Here is an 18420-nt window from a genome sequence, read left to right as displayed (position 1 = left end):
TCTCAACCAAATGGCCACAGGACATTTGATTTTGCAAAGCAAAATTAAGTTTCGAACCTATCATTGGTCATGGGTTGGTCATAGTTTCTATTCCGAAGCTTTTCGGCCTTCGTAGCCATAGCTACTGCGGCGAAGTAGGCCAGCGTAGGGATAATGAAGCACAACGTTTATGTGTAAGATAGTAGTCGATTTCGGACTTCGAGACTATCAAGTTACAAGAATGTTGAAGCGGACTATAACGCTTCATAGTACTACTATCCCGGCTATTATTTTAATACAATGTTGGGTGTTCGTGCTTTATAGCGCTTCACTATTCCATATTTTCAATGGACCATTTTTTATATTTAAATTTGAAAAAGGCCCTGCAATTCTATTATCATTTAAGCGACTGATACCAAAATAATCTAAATCAAAAATTATTTCTGAACTGTTTGGGTTGTCAAAAGCTGCCTTTACAATTTTAGTTTTACCTAATGTTTGGGTCGAAATCATTTCCACTTTATGATCTAAAAACGCTTTATTTACAGAAAATTGAAGGTATACATTCCCTTCCTTTTCAATTAATCTTACTGCGGGGTCGTAATTTAAATAGACCTCATTATCTGGATCATTTATAGACGATTTCTCTTGATTAAAGTAAACATTTCCGTTGATCCATGAAGGCAGTTTGGAAGACTCATAAGCACCACGCATTCCATACGTGTCAGCCCTTAGAAATATATTATTATAAAATCTATCATCTCCCCCGTGAATTGTAGTTAGGCCTCCCATATCAATGGAATGCGGCAAGAAATAAGGCGTAAATCGATTTTCATCAGTTACTAATTTAACACTGCCAGCTATAAGATTATTAATATAAGCTCCTCCTTGCGACCAATTTACGATGGCTGTTTCAGATAGTAGAATATTGTTATCAACGATATAAGGACCGTGACTCACTTCAATAAGCACATCGTCCATATCATTGCGATATAGTAAGTTGCCGCTAACACGTATACCTTGGACCATCCAATCTAGCCAAATGCCGCGTCCTGCATCATGAATTCTGTTATGCCGTATAGTAACATCAACGGGCGCATGCAGTTTAATTCCGGCCATCTCATACCCTTTGAATTGACGCTTGGTATAAATATTATAAATATGATTATTTTCAATGGTACTAAAAACAGCTCCCATACTACCGCATATAGCCGTTTGCTCACAATTATAAATCGTATTATTTCTAACAATATGGGAACCTACATGTTCTTTGTCCCATTTATTTCGAAGTACATTAAATACAACTTCGATGTAATGAATGTTGCCGTCCCGATTGACATTTTCGACATCTGCTGTCCAAGTATTATGTCCGGTACCACGTTCTTTACCTAGCGTGATCCCGTTGGTTTTCGAGTCGCTAATCACATTGTTTTCAATAATCCAACCCTTGTTCCAATGGGTCGCAATCATGCCTATTTGTTCGGCCGTTGGTGCAGCCCATTGTGTGGCAGCTTGACTAAAATGAAATCCTTTGATTGTTATATAATTTAGCCCAGGTTTTTCAGGATAAAAACATGTTTTTCTTGTACTTATTTCAACCAATTCTTTGTTTGGATCGTACTCTTTGAAATTTGCCCAAATGGTTGTATGTGTTGCATTGCTTTCACAATACCAGGTGTACGTTGAGCCTACGGGATCAGCAATGTTTTTAAGAGCAATGGGATTCCTGACTTTATCAATGTTTTCTTTCTCGTAAAGGGATTTTCCATTAATAAAAACCTCTCCGGTATGATGTACGCGATCATTATCAATAAACCAATCACCATGAATCAATTCCTGATATGGATTGTAATTACCAAAGAACGTATTTGGAATAACGACCTTCCAAACCCCATTTTTCTCCTTACTCCAACCTGTAATAATTTCAGAGCCTTTAATTTCAACGGTTTCTCCGGGAGACGCCCTAAAAATAATTCTTTTTAAATCGGACGTTCCACCCCTTATCGGTTTCACCCACTCACGGTAGGTACCTGTATGAATGGTAATGGTATCACCAGGAAAAGCAAAGTTAATTGCATGGTTAATTGTCAAAAAAGGACTTTGTATGGAACCATTGTTTGAATCGTCCCCTTTTTTGGATATGTGATATTCTTTTGCTGATATAGTTGCAGTTATACAAATAAACAAAATTAAAAGTTTAACCTTATTCCTCATCTTTTCACCTTTGTGTTTAATTACTTTACTTGTGATTAAAATGTAGCTTTTTCTGCAACGACCCTGCTATGGCATTTAGGACGGGTGATGGGCCATGTCTTTTGCGGCTGTGCCCGTCGCCAAAGCTTTTGCTTTTTGACTGCCTACATGCATAGCAGTCAGGTTTGTTATAGCACTTGTTGTGTGCAGTAGTTTCTTACTTTCTTACTGTCGAATGTAAAAAGTCCATTTTCCATTTTCCGTCAATTTTCTTAAAGGATGCACTTTCTAACCAGTCAAATTCAACTTTTGTTGTATCGTTAAAAACAAAGTCTGCGTGATTAAAATAATTGATATTACCAGAATTATTATCCACATTAATTTTCAGATTTTCAAATTTGTATTCCGCTGTATATTTTGGAAAACTTTTCATCATCTTGAAAATACTGTCGTTATTAAAAACTACGCCATCTTCATATATAATAAAGTCGTCCGTTGTCAAATCTCGCATTTTTTTATAATCCTTTGTTTCAATTCCGTCAAAATATCCAATTAAAACGGACTTTAATTGTTCAGGATTGTCAGTCTTTTTTTCTTTACAAGAACTAAATAGCAGCATTTGGGTTAGAAGTAAAATTGACAAGTATTTCAAATGTTTCATTTTGGTTTGTTTATCGATTTTGTTCCATTGCACACAACGGTGAATGGTATATATAGTGGCAGATTGCGTGGCACTTCCCTGTCATTATTGATACAAAATATCAGCAAATGTTATTCTTTCAAACTTATATCAAGGTATTTCATAACAGCTTCATATCCTTGTAACAAATTATCTGGCTTTGGATTATTTTTATTAAATACTTTTAGCTCTTCAGGAGGCAAAACAGTGACAAAATCTTCTTTGTAACCATCGTCATAAGGAATGATATCGCTGTTTAGCTTTAGATGATGAGAGAAAAAATTATACACGGCTGCACGCTTTGAAAATCCGTAATCGTGTTTTTCTAAAGGCAAATGAACATTTTCTACGTTGTGTTCGGCAGTATATAAGGCATAAACCTTTTGAAGGTAAGGATATTCTATCCTTGGTGTGTTGCGTGTCCAGTCGTTTCCGTCAGATACCAATAGCAAGGGTCTTGGCGCACATAGCGCAGCAATTTCAACATTGTTGGTTTGGTGATTTTCACTTTTATGTATTGGCATGCCACTCTCGCAAACGCAACCTCCAAAAAAGTGCGCAGATACCTGAACTACCGGTGTGGATACTTTAATTCTGTCATCAATAGCCGTTAGGATAAATGTTTGTGTGCCCCCTCCGGATGCCCCTGTCATCCCTATTCGTTCCGGGTCGACACCAGGGAGTGAAAGTAGGTATTCAAGTACTCTTCTACTGTTCCAGGTTTGGAGCAACAAAGCAATGGGTATTTCATGATTTACCTGGTCGCTTTCCCCATAGCCAACCATATCATAAGCAAATACTATGGCGCCCATTCGTGCCAGAACAGCACAACGTTTTTGCACATAGTGCGTAAATCTTTTGTTCTTCATATGTCCATGTGGACTCAAAATAGCTGCATAAATTTCTGTATTCCCAATAGGCTTATAAAGGTTACCTGTAATGTAAAAACCAGGAAAACTTTCAATGGCTATGTTTTCAACAGTATAACCATCCATTACTTTTTTATTGCTTATTACTTCCTTGAAATTTCCTGTAATCTCAGGCATTTTATCAAGTTGCATTCCCTCAATAATTCCCTGCTTAATTTGTTTTGCCCTTTTTTCCCATGATGCCACATCATTCCATTCGGATTCAAACTTCTTCATCATCAGATTGGCTTCTTCATCTGACCAATAATACCCTTTACACAACATTGTATCTTGACCGAAAATGGTGATACCAAAGAAAGTTGCCATCGTTATACTTAAAAGTAATTTCATTGTGTTGTTTCTTTTTATAGTAATATTTGCTAACCGGTTAAGGTATAATCGCGTTGCGGTAAAATCAGTTGGACTTTTTCTGCCTAGGACCAAAGTTAGCTACTTGCAAACAACTTAAGGGAAACCTGCCTACCATGCATACCTACGGCAGGTATTTAAGCAACCAACTTACTGAAAACGGAACGTACCAAAGGGAAATCCTTATGATTTTCCGAGCAGGAAAGAACCAAGCAAATACTTTTAAACCATGTTGGCCATAGTTTGAGTTTACTTTCTTGCTGCTTTAAACTCACTGCTGTCATACCATTTGGGGAAATATTCTTCATTGGATAATTTCAATCCTACATCAAAAAACAACTGTAGGTCTAATTGGACACCGCTTAATTCTGTAGTTTCAGAATTGTATTCATCTGATGGTTGATGATATTTATACATACGGTAATTATCATTATACTTTTTTATCTCTTCAATACTTTTATCAAGTCCTTCATAAGCGCCACTAGCATACAAAGCAGGAATTCCAATTTTAGCAAAATTGAAATGATCTGATCTAAAGAAATATCCTTTTTCAGCTTCTGGATCTGGAATAATATATCTATTTTGTTTTTCGGCCGCTTCTTTGGCATATTCATCCATTTCAGATTGACCATAACCTGTAATAGTTAAATCTTTCATTTTTCCTGGACTATCCAGCGCGTCAATATTAATATTGGCCACTGTTTTATTAGGGGTGAAAATAGGGTTTTCGGCATAGAATGCTGAACCTAATAAACCTTGTTCTTCCCCTGTAACTGCCATAAAAGCAATAGAACGTTTTGTGTCGTTACTTTTTTTGTATGCTTCTGCTATAGCTAAAAGACCTGCAGTTCCAGATGCATTATCTACAGCACCATTATAAATCGAATCACCTTCAATGGCTTTGCCAACACCAAAATGATCCCAATGCGCAGAGTAAATAATATATTCATCTTTTCTGTCTGTACCGGGTATAAGAGCCACTACATTTTTAGAAACGTCTTTTTTGATTTTATTCTTAATTTTCACAGAAACTTTTAAGTCTAACGGAATGGGTTTAAAGCTTTTGTTCCTTGAAAGGGTTTTGTAATCTTGACCTTTCATAGCTGTAGCATCAATCATTTTTTTGGCACTTTCACCACTTATCCAAGATTCTACATTCAAAAGAGGTAAATCACTTTCAATAATCAGTCGAGCACCACTCCAACCAGATTCAATGACATTCCAACCATAAGAGGCTGGCTCCGTATCATGAATAATTATAAGTCCAGCAGCACCTTGTCTGGCAGCTTCCTCATATTTGTACGTCCAACGACCATAATAGGTCATTTCATTTCCTTTGAATAAGGTTGAATCCCCAGATTTAAAACCTGGATCATTGATTAAAACTACAGCTGTTTTACCTTTCCAATCAATGCCTTCATAATCGTTCCATCCATATTCAGGAGCTACAATGCCATACCCTGCAAAAACAAGTTCGGAGTTTTCAAGGCTGACATCAGTTACTGCTTTGTTCGTTGTGGCTACAAAATCTTTTAGGTATTCTAAATTAAAACTACCGTTCTTTCCAGAAATAACCATGTTTTCGGAAGGGGTTCCTGTAATTTCTACCATGGGAACATCTTGAAAAAAACTATCACCATTTCCTGGTAATAAGCCTAATTTTTCAAACTCATCTTTTAGGTAGTTCACGGTTTTCACTTCACCTTCAGTAAATGGCTTTCTACCTAGAAACTCGTCAGACGCGAGACGTTCAATATGCTTGCCAATAGTTTTTTGGTCAACTTCCACTGTACTTGGGGTGTCTATTTTGTTGTTTTCACAACTAATAAAAAGTACTATGACTAAAAATTTTAAGTAATTTTTCATAAATGATATTTTAGTAAATTATTGCCAACGTACGGATTTAGATACTTGTATCTATATTTCTTTTATAGGCACCCTAAATTTCCTACAAAATCTGCTGGGAACCAAACCTGATGGGCCCAATGTTGAAAATAACCGTAGATCTAGGGGCTTGCATGCTGAAATACATAGTGTTGTGTTTTATCGGATTTTGGTGGTGCATGCACTGAAGCTACCCTACTTGCAGGGTTTGGTCTATACGCTGGGATCCCCTGTACTAAAACAGCAACATGGCTTAGTCCTTAATGCAGCGAACGGAGCGACCACGATACTTGCCATTTCCATATATATACACCCCACTTGTACCGAAATCCACATCAGAACCCCATGCTCCTAATTCGTTTGTTTCAAATTCAGTGCTACTCCACCATAAACCGATATCGCCCATACCGTAGAAGGTGCCACCGTCATCACGACTACCACCTGGTAGCGCTGTGAACCCTGTCTCATTATCAGCTCCGGTATTTGGGCTATTCCAATGTATAGTCCCTGTTTCCTTAAGTTTACCTCCTGCATTACGAACGTCACCCAAATAATCAATTAAGGTTGACCATTCATTGTTTGTTGGAACATGCCAGCCCATAGGGCATAATTTGTCTGTATTTACAGCATACCAATTATACAAGGCTCCATACGTATTTTTATAGGTTGTTTCGTCATTGTTATACCAACAATAGGCTGGGGTATTTAAATTATTCCATATTTCATTGTCCGTAACCCATGGTATGGCCTTACCATCATTGTATTTAGTGGTTTTTAAATTTTCCGCCATCCAGAGTTGATCTCCTATTTGAACGGTTTTATACCTATTCCCATCAAAATCGGTTATCGTAAGCGGCTCCTGGGTGCCCTGGTCTTTTTCACAATCCGTCATGATCGGAAGGAGTAAAAGGAGTAGAACAGCTATTGGTTTTCTTTTCATCCTTTTTATTTTAAATACCTACCCATAGCGTTCATGGCCATGAACGCGTTGCGGTCTCAATCTGCGAAGCAGCAGTGGAGTGGGTGCATTGGCAAACTGGCTGTTTACGCCCAAGATCAAGCCTAGGTTAAAGATACGGATTTATGCCTGTCGTACAAAAGGCGTACTTAGTTCAGTTATTTTTTGGTCCAGTCTATTCTTGTGGTATTTCTTGATGATACGATAGTAGCTTCCTTATCAATACAATTTGGCCAAGATGATAGTACCCATGCTCAATGATACCGTCGATGTTTCTCTGGTAGGTACCGTATTTGTCATCCACAAAACTTTGGTGCAGTTTCTCGGCCGGTAATTGTGCCATCAATTCGGCCAATTGTTCCGCATCGGCCCAAAATTTGATTAAGAACCCTTCCCATTCTTCTTGTGATTTTATGGCAGGAAAGTCAAAACTGTATTTATCCCTTATCTCGAGTTTTCCTCCCTTGAATACATTTTTGATGCCGTTGACATAGTAATGCACGTGTTGTGCCAGTGCTGCAATGGTATTCAATGCATCGAGGTGTGTTGTTGCAATTTCCCAATCCAAATGTTCCAATTGGTCCTTATAATTCGTGTTCGCTATCCACGTTCCGTTAAGGATTATTTCTCTGAATCTATTGGCTAGTTGTACTGTGGCTTTCATTCATCATATAATTTTTGGTATATTTTTTTTTCAAAGCGTATAACTTAGAGCTCCTGTATAAACTTTCTGGCAATTCGCATGCGTTACCAGCTGTCGATCGTGATCCCATCTTTTTCCCCACCTTGCATTCATTTGTCAACGCGGGGGCATCAATTTTGAAAAGTTTCATATCTGGATCTATTTTGGGGGGTACACTGGCTTTTTTTTATTTTCTATCCTTAACGGGAATGACGAATTTCAATCCTGACCAAATTTCATTGACAGCACATACTTTTATATCTACAAGGCCATGTTTCAGTCCTGTTGCACGTATGATGTTCCCATCTAGGTCGGTCTCGACTTGGGCCGCTTTTTTGGGCCATGAGATCCATAATGCCCCGTTTTGTTCCAATTCCTGCTTTAAAGGTTCAATATCGTTGTTAAGTTGTGAAACAGTCCTGACAAAATAATGGATGAAATCCTTTTTTGTTGTGCGGTCTGAGATGGTCTTCAAATCCATAGGAAGGTCAACATTCAATAAGGTGAAATAATCTTCAGGTTCATTTATGATTTTTATCTTAAACCCATTTTTAATGCCAAGTTTCTTTGCCAAGGGAGTTCCTGAATAGCCTGCAGTTTTCATTGGTATACTATTTCCTTTCTTTATGTAGTCTGTGTACCACCGTTTAGCCATCATCGCATTGCGGATGTCATCTGGGACAGCAGCGGGCGGATAGGTACGCTGTGCACTTGATCATTCCGCCCAGGATCAACCCTTGCATAAAATTAAGGATTTTCAGCCTGCCACGCCAAGGGCATTGACCACCTATTTCAATTGAAGCAAATTATAGTAAAAAGGAACAGTGGTTTAAGTAAAAAAAAATCATGTAACAGCTTCAAAGCCCCGGGCAGGGGCTTTTTATAGGATACTTTGTTGGGGGTGTTTTATGGTTCATTTGCATTTAGAAAAAAGCAATGCGTCAAGAAATATCCGTGACGGTCCCTATTCCTATTACAACTTGACCCTGTAAAAAGCATTGCTTGTAGTTACAAATAGCTCATTTTTAGCTTTACCTCCCCACGTCATTGATTGTACGCGTTCATCCAATGTGATTCGTTTAATTTCATTTCCCGCATTATTCAAAACAATTATTTGCCCTTCGGCCAAATACAAATTACCCAGACCGTCAGACACATTACTGTACTCACCACGTGTTATAAACTCATTCATATTTGAAAGCCTGCCCTTATCATCCACTTGAAAACGGTAGGTGATTTTTGGGTTTTCGTGAGTTACATAAATCGGTTCTTTCTGGTTTGGCGTAACTGCCATAAGTTGCACTGAGCGTCCGTTATCAAAAGTATTTGGAACTATAGTGACACCATCAGGGGCTACAAAGCATGTTGCGGCTAAACTTGTGGCCGCTTTTTCAAAATCATCCCTCCATCTATGGGTGGGATGTATAACACGTTGTACCTGCTTAACTTCCCGCGTTTTCACTAGTTTTAAAACCTTCATATCATCCACGGTATTCGGATTTATGGCATATGCCAGACTTGCCCAGCCTCCATTTCCCCAACCGCTATAATAAGGATTGTTATCTGGAAGCATTTCGATCGTTTCAGGCTGGCCGACATCCTCAAAGCCGGGTTGTGGATCGTAACGGCAGATGACAATCAAATTGTCCTGGGTATCTACAGCCAGCGAAATAGGCTTGTAAGGGTAATCGGCATATATGGATATTGTGTTGGTTTCAGCGGACCATTTGTATATGCGCTTCTGTTGGTTTTCGCAGAAGAAAACATTTCCTTGACTATCGGAAACGGCCCCAGTAGCGAACTCATAACCAAAGCCTAATTTCTCAGCATTACTGCCAGCATGTTCATTTCGGTTGGGTTTTTCATTTCCAAGGATCGTTACTCTGGCAAAATCGCCGGGATAAACGATCAGATTTTTATCCATGTCAAAAATGGTACGTTCGGGTAATTGCAGTACTTGTGTCCAGCTGCGCATATTGCGAAAATCGATGTTATAGCTATTGGAGACTTTTACGCCCCAAGGTCGTGGTGTTGTTACACGAATAACCCGGTACATCCAGAAATTGGCAAACATTAGGTCGTTGCAATTGTGAATATCGAGTGTTTGTGCATTTTTACCTTCTAGGCCCTCTTCCTCAAATTGAAAAGCATAGAAATTCCAGTTAGCTACATGATCAAAACGGGCTTCTTGACGCACATGATGTTCTAGAGACATGGCAAACACTTTTCCTGGGGTAGTGGTGTTGCTTATATAAAGACCGGCACTGGAATAGGTGTTTGCAGACCAGATATCCTTGAGTATACCGCCACCTTGGTTGGTGACCCAAAGGCTCCAATATTGACTATCCCAGGCGAGATCCATTCCTCGGGAATAAACCGGCTCTGAAGGACTGCTGATTTTTCGTTCTCGATGTCTTCGAGAATTAGGCTGTCCTGACTTTGCGATGTTACCGTGGCCTCCAAGGAATTTTACATCATTGATCATAGAATGCTCATTCGCCATCCATTTTAGTCCAACGGCACGGTAGTTATAGGCGCCCGTACCAATACCGATTCCATTGATCATATCATCGCCACCTTCCGATGATTCCAATACAGGAACGGGTGCTCCAAATCCGCTAAAATCGGCCTCACTTTCATCAATAATCACTTGTGTGGCATAGGGGTGCAGACCAATTAATTTTGATCCCTTGCCCAGTTTGATCGTTTCAGTGATCCGATACCAACCTGATGGAAAATAGACATTCTTGTGTTGTGATATCGCTGTTTTGATGGCCTTGGTGTCATCCGTTTTTCCATCACCTAAAGCTCCAAAATCTTTGACATTCACCCATGTTTTCATAGCAGGTAAATCAGGTATCACCTTATCCAACTTTTTGGGTGCAAGATCAATAGCCGCTATGTTTGCCATGGTTTTATATTTCGAATCGTCACCCATGTCATCCATTACCAATCCGTATACAAAATTTTTGACCTGGTACGTACTGCCTTTTCCATCTATACTTTTATCAGTCGATGCGAAGTACACCGGAACATCTACATTGCTACACGTTAGATTCCGTACGTTTATTTGGCTATCGGTTTCGTTTTCAACCCCGACAACGACACCTTTCTTCACATTTTCAAAAAGACAGTCTTCCATAAATAATCTGTCCGCAATACCTTTTTGAAGTTCAATGGCAACTGGTGTATCTTTTACGTGCATGGAAACAATGGTCATTCCGGTATTTCGGCTAATGATGGCTGCCTTTCGCTGGCCTTCGAAATAAAGATCGATCATCATCATGGGCCATCCGGGTGACGTACGGGCTGTAGTGATCCCATATGCACCACCATAGAAGTTCAGGTCCTCGATTTCATTTCCCAAGTCATGAATTCCGGCATACCCATCACCGATATGGAAATCGCAATGATTTACAAAACTATGCTGTGCAAAATGCGTGCGTAATGCAATTGCTTTTGGATTCCCTTGTTCGATTCTAAAATCGATGTTCGAAATGGCGCTATAGAAAGTGCCCGCAGAGGCATCTGATGGTACCTGACCTTCTTCTACCAAATTACTGGTAAACCAGAACATATAATTGTTCTCATCTTGATAACCGATAGTGCTTTCACCAAGAATAAATTCGGGACGGTTTTTTCCGTACCCTATTAGGCGTATTGCCTTTGGCACATAAATGGTTTTGCTGATAAGGTACTTCCCTTCAGGAATGAATAAAATGCCATAGTTCTTTTCCTTTTTTAGTTTGTTGATGGCGAGTTGCAAGGCATGGGATACATCGTGCTTGCCATTTGCCTTAATGCCAAATGCATCGGAGGTGAAATAAAATGCTTCCGTGTCGTCTGGCTTTTGGGTATAGACAGATTGGGCCTTTGCGGTAATGAGCGCTGAGAAAAGAGCTGCGCAGAGTAGTATGGTCGATTTCATATGAAATGGTTATAAATGCAATTGTACAAAAGCTATAAACAGGAACTCCTGTTTTGTAGTTGCCCATTTATCCATTGGACGTTAGGGGGCTTGATAGTAACCCCCAAACATTTTTATACGTATGCCATTATTTTTTGTCCTCAAATCCAGTTTCGGTAAGGACTTCCAATGTAACGGTATGGGCCTTGACCTCCTCTTTTGTGAACCATGCATCACGGAGTTCTTTTTTAGAGAATAATTGCAATTGATCCCCATAATGCGGTGAATCTTTTTGCGTGGCATTCCCATAGCTTAATAAGACCTTGGCATGTACCGCATCACCAAACTCGATGATACCGACCCAAGAATCTCCGCCACCAACGTACATATTGTTTTCATCGGCATTGCCGGGCCATGCAACACGAAAAACACCCATAGACCCATCAATGCCATTTGCCGGCAGGTTTTTCCCGTTATAGTTTATTCGGTAATAATCGCCCCAAGGTGTATCCAAACTGCCAAATTTCGTTTTAACTTCGATGGCTGCCTCCTCCAATAATTGCACGGCCCTTTTGGGGTCTGAAAAGCCATCTGGTGTCGTATTGGGCGCATCAATAGACCATTGCTTACTATAGTTCGATTCTTGGCTGACGTTGAATTTTCTTGCCCAATTATAAAATAGGATCATGCCTTTGCTATCTGCATCGGCCTCACGATCCCAACGTTCCAATACTATTTTGGCCTCCTTTGCTTTTTCTGAATCTGAAGCATCTACAGCCGCAAACAAATCATCCAGGATTCTATCTGCGAATTCCAACCGTGTTGAGAGTTTGTAATCAATCAATTCTTCAAACGTAATAGATTCATCTTCAAGTAACATTCTCGCCGAACGCTGTGGTCTAAATGCCATTCTTTGAGGAGCCATATAGCCTGGGTAGTCGTTAGGATTCAAGGTTATGGGTATGGTGCTTGTCCATGGTGGATCATTCGCATTTTGAAGCCACCCATTTATGGGGTTTTTTACTTTGGGAAGATCGGCATACGCGTGCACATCTGTCCATATGTCGGCCGATTTTCCACCGGGGATTATACGATCCCAGTAGGCCCAAGCATTTTCGGTGCGCTTGGGGACCAAACCATTGAAAAGATAGAAAATGTTCCCTGTTTTATCCGCATACATAATATTCCAAAATGGAATTTGCGCCATTTTCAATGCGGATTCGAATTCATCAAAATTGCTGCTGTTTATCATTCGCCACCATTGAAGAAGCATGTTGGGTCTGTCTAATCCGACCATGCGAATAGCCAATACTTTGTCTTCCTTTTGATTGACAACAGGACCATGTTGCGTTTTGAGCACTTGTATTTCTTGTTCTTTAAAGGTGCCATCTTCCTGTTTTACCTTGATTATTTTCCTTGAAGTTTCAAATTCCTTGACCTCGCCATCCAATACATAACCCCCATCTTTCAAAACTAACTCATAGGTGTCCGCATTGTCTATGGTGTTATCCGTGTGGCTCCAGCCTAGATGTTCGTTGAATCCAATAACAATTCCCGGCAAACCGACTAAATTACTTCCGTACATGTTATGACCATTCAAATATAAGTGTGATTCAAAAAACAGAAATTCCTGCCACCAAGGCAAATGGGGATTCTGAACCAGCATCGCATGTCCGGAAGCAGATCGTTTTGGGGCGATGGCATAGGTATTACTGCCCATGTCTGGCCATTGTTGAACCCTTCCCAAATCGTATCCCGCAATAAATCTTGTGAAAACAACATACATGCTATGCATGTTGATGTCTTTGGTGGTCAATGGCAGTACGATTTTATTTTTTTCATCAATGGCCTCTGGATGCGCCGATGCAAAGGCATTTAAACCATTGACAAAGGACGTATAAATCTGTTTTAGCTCAGGGTCTTGTTTTGTTTCCCAATCATCGGCCAATTCCCCGAACCCAAGCGTATGTATAAGGATGTCATTTTGAATTTTACTTTCACCCCAGTATTCGGCACTTTTCCCCCTAGAGTTACCATACAACTCTAAAATAAGGTTCGCGTGATTATGCATCTGAGACCACCCTTGCGCATAAAACAATTCTTCGATATTGTTTGCTGTAATGTGGGGAACACCCCAGGTATCCCAGGCAATTTCAGTTTTTTTATGTATGTCTTGCGCGTACGATATATGTACAAATGATATAAGGAATAGCGCAATGTAAAGTTGATTTTTCATACTTCGACGTTTACATGTTTTTCTGTTTATGTTACATAAAGGCGAACGGCTTGCCTATGTTGGGATAGGGATTTCAACACGGCAAGATTTCGAAATACTATCATTTTTAAGTATTGCTACCATCTGTATGGTAGCTCTTACATCAATTCCTTCATATACTTTTTGATATTGGGGTCCTCATAGATTTGCTGAACCGCCTCTGTATACAATTTAGTAAACCGCTCATTTTTTACAAGAGTACCAAAAAGGGATTCTTGTCTTATAAAGGCCAATGGGTCGGTTGTGGTCTGTTTGGCCGCTTCATGGAGTTCGGTGCCCATGGCATCGCTGATTTCGATGGGATGCCCATGTCTATCCATCCCTTTATCACTGTAATAGCACCAGGCCGCAATCACCAATGTTGCAAACTTGATACTTCCACCAGTTGCTATATTCTCATGTATTGTGGCAATTAAAAATTTGGGCAATTTAGCGGAGCTTTCCGAACAGATACGGTTGACGCTGTCCTTGATATTGGGATTGGCAAAACGCTGTAACAAAGTGTCTTTGTAGTCATCCAAGTCAATGCCTTCAATGTCCCCTAAAATAGGCGTCGCTTCTGTGTCCATAAAGGCACGTAAATACGTGACGAAGGTTTCATCTTCCATACAGGCATTTATGGTAGGGTGTCCATGTAGTACTCCCAAAAGGCCTAAGACGGAATGCCCGGCATTGAGCAGTCGTAGTTTCATTTTCTCATAGGGTCCCACATCGGGTACGAACTGTACGCCAACTTTTTCAAAAGCGGGCCGCCCGTTCGAAAATTTATCTTCTACCACCCATTGTATAAAGGGTTCACAGGTAACGGGCCAGGCATCTATTACGCCAAAATCTTGTGCTAAGGTCTCGATATCCGCTGGAGTGGTTACCGGGGTAATACGGTCTACCATACTATTGGGGAACCGCACTTCTTGGGCGATCCATGTTGCCAAGGGAGGGTTTTGCACTTCGGCAAAGGTGAGTAGCATCTTACGCGCCATATCGCCATTGTGTTCGATATTGTCGCAAATTAAAATGGTAAAAGCAGGAAGCCCGTTATCGCGACGTCGTTGTAAGGCAGCGGTTAGGAAACCATATACGGTTCTCGGGTCATTGGGGTGTCGTAGTTCATGTTGTATATCAGGGTTGTCAAAATTGAATTCCCCCGTTGTGGGGTTAAAATTATATCCGCCTTCGGTAATCGTAAGCGAAACGATTCTGGTATCGGCATCTGCCATACGGGCGATTACGGGTTCGGGGTCTGTGACTCCCATTTTAAAATCGACGATGGACCCAATGACTTCGGGTTCAATTTTTCCGTCGGGGTGTTTGACCATCAGCGTATACAGGTGGTCTTGCTTCTTGAAAATATCGTGCAGTTTTGCATCCGCTTCGCGCAGGCCTATACCGCAGATGCCCCAGTCGGAAGCTTCGCCCAACTGCCGGAGTTGTTGTAAATAGTACGCTTCATGAGCACGGTGAAATCCGCCGACGCCGATATGCACGATTCCAATTTTATTGTCCGCACGGTTGTAGGTCGGAACGGGCAAACCGTTCTTTAATGCTGCTAAATTCTGTTGTTGTAGTTGTATTGGTGTTTTCATGACTGTATTGCTGTTTTTGATTTTCCGCGGAGTAGCGCCCAATAGGCTAGCACAAAATAAATGATGGTACAAATGAAGGCATAGGTGTAAAAGAGTTCCCGATTTTCGATATAATCCGTTTCTGAAATACTAGCGAACATAACATTACTAGCTAGCACTAAGGTGGCGACCAAAGCGGCAATCGCAATAAATTTCAATCCTTTGGATAAAGATGAAACATCCTTTGTAACTGGCGGTTCATTTTCTGCTTGCACTGCCTGAAAGCGCTCTATCGCTTCTTTTCGTACTTCTTCTTCCTTCTCTTCCTCTGGGTAGTTCTGCTTCGCCCCGTAGCGGGATGCGAGCAGGGTATATACCAAGATGGTAAAAAACCAGGTTGGGATAAACAGGTAATAGAAAGAAATCACATTCAAGGCATTCAATCCAAAACCGAATACCAAGCCCAAGCCCCAAGAGGCAACGGCAGGCATACTAAAGGTAAGCTTGCGGTATGAAGACCAGTAGCGCGTAAAACCAATTCTAGGAAAAATCTGATGTTCGGTGAACACAATCGCCCCCACAGGAACCACCAGCAAACCGGCATAGGTCAGTAGTGGCAGTATTTGTGAAAACACAAAGGGGAAACAGGCGATGGCAACGGTGACCATACCAACGATAATCGTCGTTTTTTTTCTGGAATGATTGAAGAAAATCGCCTGAGCGGCTAAGCCTGCTCTGTATAAATTGGTGATGGCGGTCGTCCAACCTGCAACGATCACAATCACAAACCCCGACCAGCCTAGTGCGTAATAGGCCACATCGCCCGGGTCGAGTTCCACGATGGATTTTCCTAAGATGACCGCGGCACCTGCGCCCATGATTCCGGCAGCGATCCATGCCACATAATGCCCGAACATCATACCGGTACTCGTGGCATAGCCGTACGATTTCTTTTTTGCAAAACGCAAGAGGGCCATATCGATCAATCCGAAATGGGTGATGGTATTGGCCGCCCAACCAAAGCCGATGACTTCGACCAATCCGATGCCAGGTTTTCCGTCGCTATTGATGCCTGTCCAGATACTCTGGTCGCCTAGGGTCATAAAATCGGCCCATCCTCCAGGTAAGGTTTTATCCAACACATCCAATGATAAAGCTGGTAAGAGTACCATAGCACCACTTGTAAACATGACAAAGAGCCAAGGCGCACAGATGCCTGAAAATTCAGAAACCGCATTAAAACCATAGAGGGCAATAAAAACCACAAAGATCCCCACGGCCAAAACAATTAAAACAAACCAAGCGTTGGTAGGGTACCAATTGAGTTGCGCAGGAATATCAAAGGCAAAACGTACCGCCGTCGCGGAGACCGTGATCATCGCCGCAGAAATCACCGAAAAGATGATGACATTGGCCCAATTGTAAAGCTTGGTCATCGAATCACCCGCAATCTTATGTAGATAGGTATAGAGACTCAGGCGGGTATCGACGGCAATAGGGGAGGTGATGAACCGCCAACTAAGTACGGCCAAGATATTGCCAATCAATAGCCCTAGCATGATATCCATAGTCTTGGCTCCCAACGCTACAAAGGTCGCCCCGATGACAAACTCGGTCGCTGCTACATGCTCGGCGGCATATAGTCCGGCAAAATGCGTCCAATCATGTAATTTATGTTTCGCAACGGGCAGTTGTTCTTCTTCAAGGTTTTCAAACTGCTGAAACGCTTTATTAGATGTATCCATATTTTAGGTTGGTGATTGTATTCGGTTTGTTGAAGGTTATTGTTTTGGTATTTATTCCCATTATAATCGTGTTGCGGATGCCGTCTACGACGCCGTGGACGCATTGGCGCGTTGGCAAACTGGAATTTTCCGCCCAGGACCAAGCATTGCATAAATGTAAGGATTTTTAACCTGCCACACCATAGGTGTAGTTAGAAAATCAATGCCTTATAGGTTACCTATTGTTAGGTTTACATGCCGAAGGCATGCAACGCAGAAAGGCAACCTGTCCACCATTGGCGGATTACTTATTTACCATGGTGTGTACTGCCTTTTATTTTCAGTCACAACAGCAGATTTTATCGCTTTTGGCCTTTTCAAAACATTCTTTTCCTTCTTTAAAAGCAAAGTAGGATAGCCCAAGTGTTCCGATACTGTCGATATATGGAATTCCAAGCAATTCATAAATTCCACTACTCACCAATAAAATGATTGACATATATACGCAAACCATGGTACAATTGGCATCGGCTAAAATCGGGGCAGAATGCAGTTGATTACCAACTTTTCTTTTCCAAACAACCAAGATCCACATTATTAGGATCGAAATTGTTGAAATCACCACGCCCCAAAAGGTGGTTAGTGGTTTGTGTCCTGTCCAAATGGTATAAATACTTGTAATCACAAGTCCAAAAACCAAAATGTAAAATGCAATGCCCGTAATTTTTAAAGCCGTTCGTTCAAAATCATCTCGTTTGCTGTTCGGGTTATTCTGGATTCGCAGAATCATATGGGCTATTCCAAGTCCCGATATAACTTCTATAAAACTGTCCGAACCAAAACCAAAAAGAGCCAGGCTTTCATCTTCGAATCCGAGATATGTTGAAATCAATCCTTCGGCAATGTTGTAGATTATCGTAAACAAAGCCAGTCCAAAAGCAATTTTGTACAATTTTTTAGTAGCTGACATTACATCGTTTTCATTTCATTTTTCAGGTTGCCCACAACGGTCTCGGTTTTGGCAACGCTGCGTTATGTTCGCCGTTTGCGTTAGTCCCGAAGTCTCGGGAGGCGGGTTCGCGCGTTATCATTTTTTCCTCCCAAGATCAGGCCATTGCTTAAAGTTAAGGAATTAAGGCCTGCGCCGCCGCTGGGGATTAATTATACACCTTTGTATTTGTAGTACATAGGTATTAGTTTGGTTTATAAATTGCACCGGTTGCAAAGTCAACAATCAACCCAGGTGCAAAAAGAATTATATCGGCAATAAGGGCAACAACCCTTACTTCTCTTTGTTGTT

At 40.9% G+C, this 18420-nt stretch carries 12 protein-coding genes; all 12 read right to left on the bottom strand.

Annotated elements, in window-relative coordinates:
* Window positions 1-297 precede the first annotated feature (297 nt).
* The 12 genes from WBM98_RS09790 to WBM98_RS09735 all read right to left on the bottom strand — a co-directional run bounded on the left by WBM98_RS09790 (window position 298) and on the right by WBM98_RS09735 (window position 18090).
* Window positions 298-2193, bottom strand: a complete 1896-nt coding sequence (locus tag WBM98_RS09790; protein WP_424365840.1) for a right-handed parallel beta-helix repeat-containing protein — start codon at window positions 2191-2193, stop codon at window positions 298-300.
* Window positions 2194-2389: 196 nt separating this feature from the next.
* Window positions 2390-2833, bottom strand: coding sequence for a nuclear transport factor 2 family protein (locus tag WBM98_RS09785; protein WP_424365839.1), 444 nt, complete (start codon window positions 2831-2833; stop codon window positions 2390-2392).
* Between the two features lie 110 nt (window positions 2834-2943).
* Window positions 2944-4110 (bottom strand): alpha/beta hydrolase family protein, encoded by a 1167-nt coding sequence (locus WBM98_RS09780; RefSeq protein WP_424365838.1) that lies wholly within the window; start codon window positions 4108-4110, stop codon window positions 2944-2946.
* Window positions 4111-4377: 267 nt separating this feature from the next.
* Complete coding sequence (locus WBM98_RS09775; RefSeq protein ID WP_424365837.1) at window positions 4378-5994, bottom strand: M28 family metallopeptidase; 1617 nt, start codon at window positions 5992-5994, stop codon at window positions 4378-4380.
* A gap of 271 nt (window positions 5995-6265) precedes the next feature.
* Window positions 6266-6952, bottom strand: coding sequence for a fibrobacter succinogenes major paralogous domain-containing protein (locus tag WBM98_RS09770; protein WP_424365836.1), 687 nt, complete (start codon window positions 6950-6952; stop codon window positions 6266-6268).
* A 193-nt stretch (window positions 6953-7145) separates the two neighbouring features.
* On the bottom strand, window positions 7146-7634 hold the full coding sequence (locus WBM98_RS09765) for a DUF1572 domain-containing protein (RefSeq protein ID WP_424365835.1): 489 nt from the start codon (window positions 7632-7634) through the stop codon (window positions 7146-7148).
* 205 nt (window positions 7635-7839) lie between these two features.
* On the bottom strand, window positions 7840-8256 hold the full coding sequence (locus tag WBM98_RS09760) for a DUF3052 domain-containing protein (RefSeq protein ID WP_424365834.1): 417 nt from the start codon (window positions 8254-8256) through the stop codon (window positions 7840-7842).
* 369 nt (window positions 8257-8625) lie between these two features.
* Window positions 8626-11580: a glycosyl hydrolase family 28-related protein gene (locus WBM98_RS09755; RefSeq protein WP_424365833.1), complete on the bottom strand. Its 2955-nt coding sequence runs from the start codon at window positions 11578-11580 to the stop codon at window positions 8626-8628.
* Window positions 11581-11707: 127 nt separating this feature from the next.
* Complete coding sequence (locus WBM98_RS09750) at window positions 11708-13795, bottom strand: acylase (RefSeq protein WP_424365832.1); 2088 nt, start codon at window positions 13793-13795, stop codon at window positions 11708-11710.
* A 137-nt stretch (window positions 13796-13932) separates the two neighbouring features.
* Window positions 13933-15417 (bottom strand): mannitol dehydrogenase family protein, encoded by a 1485-nt coding sequence (locus tag WBM98_RS09745; protein ID WP_424365831.1) that lies wholly within the window; start codon window positions 15415-15417, stop codon window positions 13933-13935.
* The gene (locus WBM98_RS09740; protein WP_424365830.1) at window positions 15414-17141 is read right to left on the bottom strand and encodes a purine-cytosine permease family protein; all 1728 of its coding nucleotides are present in this window, start codon (window positions 17139-17141) and stop codon (window positions 15414-15416) included. The genes WBM98_RS09745 and WBM98_RS09740 overlap by 4 nt, the downstream gene beginning before the upstream one ends.
* Before the next feature lie 319 nt (window positions 17142-17460).
* The gene (locus WBM98_RS09735; protein WP_424365829.1) at window positions 17461-18090 is read right to left on the bottom strand and encodes a cation transporter; all 630 of its coding nucleotides are present in this window, start codon (window positions 18088-18090) and stop codon (window positions 17461-17463) included.
* Window positions 18091-18420: the final 330 nt, after the last annotated feature.

This window comes from Maribacter sp. (assembly GCF_049667165.1).
Lineage (GTDB): Bacteria > Bacteroidota > Bacteroidia > Flavobacteriales > Flavobacteriaceae > Maribacter_A.
The sequence above is the reverse complement of the archived record's forward strand: the minus strand, read 5'-3'. Positions and strand labels throughout refer to the sequence as shown.